The organism is Streptomyces dioscori (assembly GCF_003024195.1).
Taxonomy (GTDB): Bacteria; Actinomycetota; Actinomycetes; order Streptomycetales; family Streptomycetaceae; genus Streptomyces; species Streptomyces dioscori.
Genome location: NZ_KZ679046.1, coordinates 23,886 through 33,980, shown reverse-complemented (window position 1 = coordinate 33,980; position 10,095 = coordinate 23,886). Strand labels below are relative to the sequence as shown.

Below are 10,095 nucleotides of genomic sequence, written 5' to 3'. Positions count from 1 at the left end.
GAACCGCGGTCTGAGAGAGGAGCAGCACATGACGGTCTCCCGTACGCGGGGCATTCCCGATCCCTACCGGGCCCACCGCGGTCTGACGCCGGAGGTGGAACGGGTGTTGCGGAGGCGGACGAACGCCACGATCGGTTCCGTGAACCCGGACGGTACGCCGCACCTGGCCCCGGTGTGGTTCCTGTGGGACGACAACAGGGTGTATTTCGAGGGGAGTTCCGCGACGCGGAAGGCCCGCAACATCGCGGCCAACGGCCTGGCGTCCGTACTGGTCAAGGGCAGGGCGGCGGACGGCAGCACCCTGGTCGTGCTGGGGCAGGGCACGGGACGTGTCCTCACCGGCGACGAGGCCGGAAGGATCTGCGCGCGGATCAGGGGCAAGTACCTCACCGCGGAAGGCATGGACCCCGTCTCCCGCTACCTGGACGGGATCGACGACGCGGTCGGGGAACTGACTCCGGGCAGGTGGGCGACCTGGAGCCTGCGCAGCATGAAGGCGGCGATCCGCGCCCTGCCGGAGTACGGGGACGACGACACGTGGGACCGCTGGTTCCTGCCGGAATCAGAATGACGCGGACATCGGCGTGGGGAGACACAGTGGGTTTCGGCGTGCAGGTCCTCGGCATCGACGGCCTCGCGAAAAGGGAGTTGCTGCCGGTGGTGGAGCGCCGCTGCCGGGCGGCCGGGCTGTCGGTCAGGCGGGTGTCCTGGCAGAGCGAACTCGCCGCGGCCGTCGCCGGCGGCCGGATCGGTGAGTATCCGTACAACGAGCTGGAACGGCTGTGGCTGGAGCTGTTCCCCGTCTTCTTCGCGGACGCCACCGTCGCCGGGCGCCCCGTCGAGACGCCACGCTCCTTCGCAAAACTCCACGAGAGCGGCCTCGTGGAACACCTGAAGAGGTCCGGGATCACCGGCATGCGCCCCGTTTCCCCCCTGGCGACCGGCTGGCTGGAGATGGCGGGCCACAGCCTGCTGCACCACTCCGTCGTGCGGCCGCTCATCGACGAGGGCCATGTGGTGATCCAGGACTCGCTCGGGATCAAGAACGTGCTGAAGAGCCTGTTCATGGCGGAATTCAGCGCTCCCGGGCACGCGCCGGCCCTGACCGCCGTCCGCGATCACGTGAAGGACTACTTCGGCAGGGCGCTCGCGCCACGGGTGGGCATCTACCTGCGGGAGGACCCGGCACGCGTACTGGCGGCGAAAAACGCCAGGACCATCGGGGTGTTCGACACCTATCATGCCTTCGGCGGAGACCCCGGTCAGACCTTCCTGGACCTCCAGACCGACTGCGCGCGCGAGTACGAGAACTTCGCGAGGACGCACGGCTGGACGATCGTCGACGCGCACGACGCCGCAGAGGCGACGGGTTCGGCATCCGAGAAGGTGACGGACACCATCCTCGCCACGGCGGCACGATGACGCGGCCGTAGGGGAACTTCTTCACTCGCGGGCGGCCGGGACATCCCTCCCGGCGAGCCCTGAGGGACGGAACCGGCCGGGGCCGAGCGACGCCCGACCGCATGAATCCATCCTCCCGAAGGGAACCCCCTGTGCCCGTGACCGCCGAAGACCTGCCTCTGCAGTTCGCCCGGACGAAACGCTTCTCCCTCGGTGTGCCGCGCGGTTTCACCGTCTCGCCCGACGGCGACCGGGTGCTCTTCCTGCGCACCGCGAACGGCCGCTCCACGACGGGCCTGCTCCGGCTGTACGAGAACGGCGGGGAACGCACGCTCGCCGACCCGCTCGCCCTCGGTGACGGCGGCGAGGTCCCGGAGGCCGAGCGGATCCGCCGCGAACGGGCCCGCGAGACCAGCGCCGGAATCGTCTCGTACGCCACCGACGCGGCCGTCCGCCTGGTCGCGTTCGCCCTCTCGGGCGCCCTGTGGACCGTACGCACCGACGAGGGCGTCACCCGCCGCATCCCCACGGCGGGCCCGGCCGTCACCCCGCACCCCAGTCCCGACGGCACCCACATCGCGTACGTGAGCGGGGGCACCCTGCGGGTCGTACGCGCCGACGGCACCGGTGATCGCGCCCTGGCCGAGCCGGAGGGCCCCGAGGTCACCTACGGGCTCTGTGACCATGTGTCGGCCGAGTCGCTGGAGCGTGCGCGGTCGTTCTGGTGGTCGCCGGACGGGGACGCGCTGCTGGTGGTGCGGGTCGACAACGCGCCGGTCCAGCAGTGGTACATCGCCGATCCGGCGCACCCCGGGCGTCCCCCGCGCGCGATCCGCTACCCGGCCGCGGGCACCGCCAACGCGCGGCTGTCCCTGCACGTCGTGCGCCTGGACGGCGGTCGCGTCGACGTGGACCTTCCCAAGGAGGTCGACGTGGACCTTCCCAAGGAGGCCGTGTCGCATCCCGGCGGGGAGTGGACCGACCCGGCCTTCGAGTACGTCGCGCAGGCGGACTGGAGCGCGGCCGGACCCCTCGCCGTCGTACAGACCCGGGACCAGCGTTCCGCGTACGTGCTGACCATCGACCCGGCGACCGGAGCGACCACGACAACGCACCACCTGACGGACACCGCCTGGCTGGAGTTCGTCCCCGGAACTCCCGCCTCCACAGCGGCCACCGGTCTCGTCCTCACCACCCAGGAGGGCACGCGCGGACTGCTGATGACCGCAACCGGGGTCCGTACACCGGAGGGCATGTACGTCCACGAACTGCTCGGCACGGCGGGCGACCGGCTGTACTTCATGGCCGCCGAGGAGCCGACCGAGGCGCACGTCTGGTCGTACGACCCGGAGAACGGTTTCGTCCGGCTGACCGACGAACCGGGCGTGCACCACGCCGCCGTCGGGGGCGGCACCGTCGTGCTGGACAGTTCGACACTCGACGGGCAGAAGGTGACCGTGCTGCGGGACGGCGTCCCGGCCGGACGGATCGAGGTGCTGGCGGAGCGGCCCGTGACCCGGCCGCGCCCCCGCTTCCTGACACTCGGCGCCCGCGAACTGCGCGCGGCACTGTATCTGCCGACGTCGTACGGGTCCGGGGCATCGGAGGCCGTGCCGGACCCGGAGCCGGACCCGGCCCCGGGCCGTCAGGGCTGCCTTCCGATGATCGTGCACTCGTACTCCGGGCCGGGCGGGCAGACGGTCGTGAAGGCGACCAGGTGGCACCACGCCGTCAACCAGTGGTTCGCCGACCAGGGGTTCGCGGTGCTGTCGGTCGACGGCCGTGGCACTCCGGGGCGCGACCGTGCGTGGGAGACGGCCATCCACGGCGACCAGCTGATGCCGGTGATCGAGGACCAGGCCGACGCCGTACGCGCCGCCGCGGAGCTCTTCCCGGAACTGGACCCGGGCCGCGTGGCCATCCGTGGCTGGTCCTTCGGCGGCTATCTCGCGGCGGGAGCCGTACTGCACCGGCCCGATGCGTTCCATGCGGCCGTGGCGGGCGCGGCACCGACCGACCTGCGGCTGTACGACACGCACTGGAAGGAGCGGTACCTGGGGCACCCGGACGTACAACCGGATCATTACGACCGGTGCTCACTGGTGGCGCACGCCGACAAGCTCACGCGCCCCTTGATGCTCGTCCATGGGATGGCCGACGACAATGTGTTCCCGGCACACATGGTGCGGTTCTCGGCGGCCCTGCTGGCGGCGGGTCGGCCCCACACCGTGCTCCCATTGGCAGGCGCGACGCATCTGGTGGCACAGGAAGGCGTGATAGACACCCTGCTCCGAATGGATCTCGATTTCATCAAGAAGTCGCTCGATCTCCGGAGCGCCTGAACCATGCGGGTGACGTGCCCGTACTCCTGATCGGATCGACGCACATCCACGCAAACGCACGACCATGCATTTGCACACTTGTACATCTGCACACCTGCACATCTGTGGAAGGGACCGCCACTATGTCCAGCGAATCGCTCCAGCCTGCTCCGGCACTCTGTCGTCGCACCGTCCTGGCAGCGTTGGGCGGGGCCGGGCTGGCCGCCGCGCTGACCGCCTGCGGGGGCTCCGACGACACGTCGTCCGACTCCTCCTCGAACTCCTCCGCCGCGTCGACCGGATCCGCCGGCGGTGCGGCGCTCGCCAAGACCACCGACATCCCGGAGGGCGGCGGGAAGGTCTTCGCCGACCAGTCCGTGGTCGTCACCCAGCCGACGGCGGGCGAGTTCAAGGCCTTCTCGACGGTGTGCCCGCACCAGAAGCAGCGCGTGAACAGCGTGGACAACGGCGTCATCACCTGCCCCGCCCACGGCAGCCAGTTCGGTGTCGCGGACGGCGCCGTCAAGAAGGGGCCCGCGACCAGCGGACTGACCCCCGCCGAGATCAAGGTCAGCGGGGACTCGATCACGCTCGCCTGACCCGGCGGGGCCGTTTGAAGCAGGTCAGCACGTCGTCCGTGGTGGTGATGGTGGCCACCAGGGCGAGTGTGTTGCGGATCATCGCGGGGGTGTAGTCCGAGGGCACACCCGCGATGGCGTCCCCCGGGACCACGGCGGTGTAGCCGCGGTTCACGGCGTCGAACACCGTGTTGGGTACGGCCACATTGGCGGAGACCCCTGTCACGACGAGCGTGCGGCACCCCAGATTGCGCAGCAGCGCGTCGACGTCGGTGCCCGCGAGGGGCGACAGACCGTGCAGGCGGCGTACGACGAGGTCCTCCGCGGCGACCTCCACGGGCGGCGCGACCCGGACCGCCGTACTGCCGGCCAGTTGCTGCACCGGCAGCCGTTCGGCAGCGCGGAACAGCCGGGCGTTGTGGTTCGCGCCGCGGCCGTCCGGGCGGCGCTCGGCGATGGCGTGCATCACCTGTACGCCGCTCTCGTGGGCCGCGGCCACCAGGCGCGCGATCCGGTCCAGGACACCCGACGAACGGGCCTCCCGGGCGAGTTCCGGCAGCGCGCTGTCCGGGCCGACAACACCCTGCTGGCACTCGACGGTCAGCAGCACCGTGGTCGCGGGATCGAGGAGTTCGCTGAGCGCTTCGTACGACGGCATGGCTTTCCCCTGTCGCGAACGGTCTTCCCGGTCCACCCGGACCAGTTCGGTCCGACCGGCGATGGCGGGCGAGCGTAGCCACCATTGCGTACGGACGGAAGACGACCCATGCTTTCCTGACGCGGCATCAGGCATCGCTCAGGAGATGCCGTGGCAGATGTCGCAGCAGTCGGAGAAGAGGGAGCCGCATGGCCGTCACTCAGCGCCGGGGACGAAGAATCATGATGACGCCCGAGGAGCTGGACGAGTTCCTGACCACCCAGCGCACCTGCCGCGTCGCGACCGTCTCCGCGGACGGCGCCCCGCATGTCAGCACGCTCTGGTTCGTCTGGGACGGCAAGTCGCTCTGGCTGTACTCGATCACCCGCAGCAAGCGATGGGCCGACCTGCGCCGCGACCCCCGGGTGGCCGTGGTCGTCGACACGGGCGAGGAGTACGACCAGTTGCGGGGCGTCGAGGTGTCGGGCTCGGTCGAGTTCGTCGGCGAGGTGCCGCGCACGGGCGAACCCTGCCCCGAACTCGACGCCGTGGAGCGGCTGTTCGCCCACAAGAACTTCGGCCTGGACGAGATGCCGCACGACGGCAGACATGCCTGGATGCGGCTGACACCCGAGGCGACGGCCTCCTGGGACTTCCGCAAACTCGCCGATCTGTGACGGTGAGCGGGGCGGGCGGTGTCATCCGTACGCCGCCCCCGCCGTCCGCAGCGCGTCCGCCACCGCTCTGATCGACGGGCGGCGGTCGGCGTCCGCCCGCCACACCGCGTACACATGTCTGGTGACCCGGTGCCGCACCGGGACCGTCCGCACCCCCGCCGGCACCGGACCGCGCCCGAGTCTGGGCGCGACACACACACCGAGCCCCGCCGCGACCAGGGCGAGCTGGGTGTGGTGCTCCTCCGCGCGGTGGGCGATCACCGGCTCGATCCCCTTGCCCCGCAGGGTGAACAGCAGCCACTCATGACAGAACTCGCCCTCCTCCCAGGCGATCCACTCGTCGTCGGCGAAGTCCTCCAGATCCACCTCCGCACGATCGGCGAGGCGATGCCCCGCGGGCATCGCCACATCGGCGGGGTCGTCGAGCAGTGAGGCCTTGACCAGTCCCTCGGTCAGGGGCAATGGCCTGTTGTACCAGTCGAGCACCACCGCCAGATCGATGTCGCCGCGCAGCACCCCGGCCACCCCGTCCTCCGGCTCCAGCTCGCGCGAGCGCACCCGCAGCCCGGGATGCCCGGCGCGCAGCGCGGCCAGGGCCGCGGGGAACAACCCGCGCGCCGCCGTGGGGAACGCGGACAGCCGCAACTCCCCCACCACCTGCCCGCGCTGCGCCTCCAGATCGGACTGGGCGAGCTCGACCTGGGACAGGATCCGGGCGGCATGGTCGGCGAGCAGCCGCCCGGCGTCGGTCAGGCGCACCCCCCGCCCGTTCTTCGCGAGCAGCTGCTGTCCCACTTCGCGCTCCAGCTTGGACATCTGCTGGGAGACCGCCGAGGTCGTCACATGCAGCCCGTCGGCCGCACCACCGACCGACCCGTGGCGGGCGAGGGCATCGAGAGTGCGCAGCCGCTCCAAATTCAACATGTAAGCGACGCTACGCGATACCGAACCAAAAGTCTCGCTTGTCCTACGAGGTTGCACCCGCAAGGGTGACGCATGAGCGCCCCTACCCATTCCCGTCACGTGCTCGGGGGCTCCGCCCCCGAACCCCCGGTCCTCAAACGCCGGAGAGGCCACCCACTCAGCCCGTCCGGCGTCTGAGGACGAGCGCGAAGCGCGATCAGGGGGGCGAGGGGGCGCAGCCCCCATGCGTGGACGGGAACGGGAAGGGGCGGCGGGGGCGCAAACCGTCGCCGGCACCCCCCCCTCAGACATACCGCCGCCCCGGCCCCACCCCCACCCCCACCGCCGAAGCAACCGCATCCGCCACCACCCCCACCTCACCCGGCGCAAGCGTAGAAACGGTGATCCTCAACCCAGGAGGCGCGTCCATCCGAAACCGCGCCCCAGCGGCCACACCCCACCCGGAGTGCAGCAACCGCGCAACAGCCCCGGTCTCATCCGGAACGGGCACCCACACGTTCATCCCACTCCGCCCCCACGCCTCGACCCCCCGCTCGGCGAGCGCACCGATCAGCGCGTCCCGCCGAAGCCGGTACGCCGCCGCCACAACCCCGGTGTCCACAGCCCCACCCACCCACAGCCCCACCACGGCCCGCTGCAGCAACCGGCTGACCCATCCCGGCCCCAGCCGCTGCCGCCCCCGCACCCGGTCCATGGTGACCGGATCGCCGGTCAGCACGGCCAGCCGCAGATCGGGCCCGTAGGCCTTGGCGACCGAGCGGGTGAAGGCCCAGTGCCGGGTCACTCCGGCCAGCGGATGGAGCGGCAGATCCACGATCCGGTGCCCGTGGTCGTCCTCGACGAGCAGCATCTCCGGGTACTGCTCCAGCACGGCCCGCAGCGCACGCGCGCGCGTGGCGCTCACCGCCGCCCCGGTCGGGTTCTGCGCGCGGTCGGTGACGATCAGCGCCCGCGCACCCCCTTCCAGAGCGGCTCGTACGGCATCGGGCAGCGGCCCCTCGGCGTCGACCCTGACGGGCACGGCCCGCAGCCCGAGGGCCGGGACGAGGTCGAGCACGCTGTGCCAGCCGGGATCCTCCACCGCGACCGCGTCCCCCGGCCTCAGGTGCGCGGCCAGCACCCGTTCGATGCCGTCGAGCGACCCCGAGGCGACCGCGACCGGCCCGTCGGGCACTCCGTCCGCGTCGAGGTCGGCGCGGGCGAGCCGGGCCAGTTCCGGATCCACGGAGGCCTCTCCGTAGAGCGTCGGTTCGCGGTCCGCGAGCTCCACGGCCGCCGCGAACGCCTCACGGAGAGAAGGCAGCAGGGCGGGGTCCGGATTGCCGTCCGACAGGTTCCGCACACCGGGCGGGACGTCCAGCCGGGCCAGCTCCCGTGCGGTCGTCGCCGGCTTGGAGCGCACGCGGCTGCCGCGCCGGCCCGCGGTCTCGATGACTCCGCGTTCACGCAGGGTGCGGTAGGCGGCCGCGACGGTGTTGGGATTCACCTCAAGGCGGGACGCCAACTCCCGCATCGGCGGCAGCAGTTGGCCGGGCTCCAGCTCCCCCGAACCCACCGCGCGCTCGACACTGGCGGCAATCTCGGCTGCGCGCCTGCCTTCGATCCGATACTCTCCTAGCACAAAGCAGAGTATGCACTAGTACAAAAAACGACGCAAGCTGAACGCACCCCGCCCCGGCAGACCACCCCGCACGACGCCCACCTGGAGAGCCTCATGACGGAGACGGCCACCCCGCGCCCCGCCACCGCCGCCTACACCCCGACCGACCGCACGGTCCCCACCCGTTCCCGGGAGCGCGCCGCGTACGACCACGAGATGGTGCACGCGATCCTCGACGAGGGGTACGTCTGCCACCTCGGTTTCGTCCGCGACGGGGCGCCCGTCGTGCTGCCCACGCTGTACGGAAGGGTCGGCGAGCGGCTCTACGTGCACGGCTCGACCGGTTCGCGCCCGCTGCGGATGGCGGGGCAGACCGACCCGGGACTGCCGGTCTGCCTCACCGTCACCCACGTGGACGGGCTCGTACTGGCCCGCTCGGCCTTCCACCACTCGATCAACTACCGGTCGGTCGTGGTGCACGGCGTGGCGCACCAGGTGACGGACCCGCAGGAGAAGCGACAGGCTCTGGACGCACTGGTCGACCACGTGGTGCCGGGCCGCTCGTACGACTCCCGGGCCGCCAACGCCAAGGAGCTGGCGGCGACCTCCGTACTGCGGCTGGACCTCGACGAGGTCTCGGCCAAGCTGCGCACCGGCGGCCCGAACGACGAGCCCGAGGACCTGGGCCTGCCCCACTGGACCGGAGTCCTCCCCGTCCGCACGACCTACGGAGCCCCCGTGCCGGCCGACGACCTGGCTCCGGGCACGGAGATCCCGGACTACCTGCCGAAGTGACCGGTGTACGGGCGACTTTCACGTACGCGAATCACGCTACGGACGACGTCTGCTGTGTGGGCCCTACAGGGGTGGGCCCACACGGCACGGCCCTAGCCGGCGCTGCCCCGCCCGGACAGCCGCTCCTCCTCGACGCCGTCCACACCGTCCACACCGTCCACACCTACCGTGCCTGCCGTGCCTTGTGCCACCGGAGCCTGCGATCCCTTCGCGGGCGCGGACGTCTGCGCGATGAACGCACCGCACAGCACCACCGCTCCGCCGATGATCTGGGGCGCCGAGAGATGCTCCCCGAGGAGGACCCAGGCGAGCACGGTAGCGATGACCGCCTCCAGGCAGGCCACGACTCCGGCCACCTGGGGCGAGAGCCTGCGCACCGCGAGAACACCGGTCACGTAGGCGACGACCGTCGCGATCAATACGATCCACCCCAGGAGCAGTGAGGCGGCCACGGTCGTCCCGTCCATGTCCGCATCGCCGCCGAGGACCGACCAGTCCATGCCCCACGGCCGCGCCACGAGCGTCAGCACGAGCGCACCGACGAGCAGCCCGTACGCGATGACGCCGAGCGGGGCCGGCGCCGCCTCCCCCGCGTCGCCGCCCTGGTCGGACAGGACGAAGTAACCGACCTGGCAGCACGCGGCGCCGAGCGCCAGCAGCAGTCCGAGGACGTCGAAGCTCAGCCCCGCCCACACTTCGACGACACAGGCGAGACCGCCGACGGCCAGGACGACTCCGAGGGCCGCGGCACGGGTGACGGGCCGGCGCTGCACGAACCGCACCCACCCGAGGACCAGCGCCGGCGCGAGGTACTCCACGAGCAGCGCGACGCCGACGGGTATCCGGGAGATGGAGGCGAAGTAGCAGGCCTGGACACCGGCGACGGCCAGCAGTCCGAATCCGGCGAGCAGCGCGGGACGTTCACGCACGAGGCTCCGGTGGCGCACGGCCAGCGGCAGCATGACCAGTGCGGCGCCCGCGACGCGCAGCCAGACGACGTGCAGAGGGTCGAGGCCTGCCTCGATCAACGGTTTGGCGGCGACGCCGGAGCCGCCGAAGGCGACCGCCGATCCGAGCGCGAGCCCCAGCCCGACGCCTCTGCCACGGTTGCCCCGACTGATCTCTGACGTATGCACCGGCACATGATGACAGGCGACGACAT

Annotated in this window: 10 protein-coding genes; 6 read left to right on the top strand and 4 right to left on the bottom strand. The window is 71.4% G+C overall.

Going from position 1 to position 10,095, the window contains the following annotated elements; translation table 11 throughout:
• Positions 1 to 28 precede the first annotated feature (28 nt).
• From C6Y14_RS22800 to C6Y14_RS22785, 4 genes are all read left to right on the top strand, one after another.
• Positions 29 to 571, top strand: coding sequence for a pyridoxamine 5'-phosphate oxidase family protein (locus C6Y14_RS22800; RefSeq protein ID WP_107018651.1), 543 nt, complete (start codon positions 29 to 31; stop codon positions 569 to 571).
• 26 nt (positions 572 to 597) lie between these two features.
• Positions 598 to 1,422: a hypothetical protein gene (locus tag C6Y14_RS22795; RefSeq protein ID WP_107018650.1), complete on the top strand. Its 825-nt coding sequence runs from the start codon at positions 598 to 600 to the stop codon at positions 1,420 to 1,422.
• A gap of 101 nt (positions 1,423 to 1,523) precedes the next feature.
• Positions 1,524 to 3,743: a S9 family peptidase gene (locus C6Y14_RS22790; RefSeq protein WP_107018649.1), complete on the top strand. Its 2,220-nt coding sequence runs from the start codon at positions 1,524 to 1,526 to the stop codon at positions 3,741 to 3,743.
• 122 nt (positions 3,744 to 3,865) lie between these two features.
• A complete protein-coding gene (locus tag C6Y14_RS22785; RefSeq protein WP_107018648.1) occupies positions 3,866 to 4,321 on the top strand; it encodes a Rieske (2Fe-2S) protein in 456 nt (151 codons plus the stop codon).
• Here C6Y14_RS22785 and C6Y14_RS22780 read toward each other — a convergent pair.
• On the bottom strand, positions 4,308 to 4,958 hold the full coding sequence (locus tag C6Y14_RS22780) for a cysteine hydrolase (protein WP_107018647.1): 651 nt from the start codon (positions 4,956 to 4,958) through the stop codon (positions 4,308 to 4,310). The two genes, C6Y14_RS22785 and C6Y14_RS22780, sit on opposite strands and share 14 nt — an antisense overlap.
• Positions 4,959 to 5,146: 188 nt before the next feature.
• On the opposite strand from C6Y14_RS22780, the gene C6Y14_RS22775 reads away from it, so the two are divergent.
• Positions 5,147 to 5,614 (top strand): pyridoxamine 5'-phosphate oxidase family protein, encoded by a 468-nt coding sequence (locus C6Y14_RS22775; protein WP_107018646.1) that lies wholly within the window; start codon positions 5,147 to 5,149, stop codon positions 5,612 to 5,614.
• A gap of 21 nt (positions 5,615 to 5,635) precedes the next feature.
• On the opposite strand, the gene C6Y14_RS22770 is transcribed toward C6Y14_RS22775, so the two are convergent.
• Complete coding sequence (locus C6Y14_RS22770) at positions 5,636 to 6,538, bottom strand: LysR family transcriptional regulator (RefSeq protein ID WP_107018645.1); 903 nt, start codon at positions 6,536 to 6,538, stop codon at positions 5,636 to 5,638.
• Between the two features lie 283 nt (positions 6,539 to 6,821).
• Positions 6,822 to 8,159, bottom strand: coding sequence for an aminotransferase class I/II-fold pyridoxal phosphate-dependent enzyme (locus C6Y14_RS22765; RefSeq protein WP_107018644.1), 1,338 nt, complete (start codon positions 8,157 to 8,159; stop codon positions 6,822 to 6,824).
• Positions 8,160 to 8,252: 93 nt separating this feature from the next.
• Here C6Y14_RS22765 and C6Y14_RS22760 point away from each other — a divergent pair, with 93 nt between their 5' ends.
• Positions 8,253 to 8,933 carry a pyridoxamine 5'-phosphate oxidase family protein gene (locus tag C6Y14_RS22760; RefSeq protein ID WP_107018643.1) on the top strand — a complete coding sequence of 227 codons (681 nt, stop codon included), beginning with the start codon at positions 8,253 to 8,255 and terminating at the stop codon, positions 8,931 to 8,933.
• Between the two features lie 92 nt (positions 8,934 to 9,025).
• Here C6Y14_RS22760 and C6Y14_RS22755 read toward each other — a convergent pair whose 3' ends face one another.
• Complete coding sequence (locus C6Y14_RS22755; RefSeq protein ID WP_107018642.1) at positions 9,026 to 10,075, bottom strand: EamA family transporter; 1,050 nt, start codon at positions 10,073 to 10,075, stop codon at positions 9,026 to 9,028.
• Positions 10,076 to 10,095: the final 20 nt, after the last annotated feature.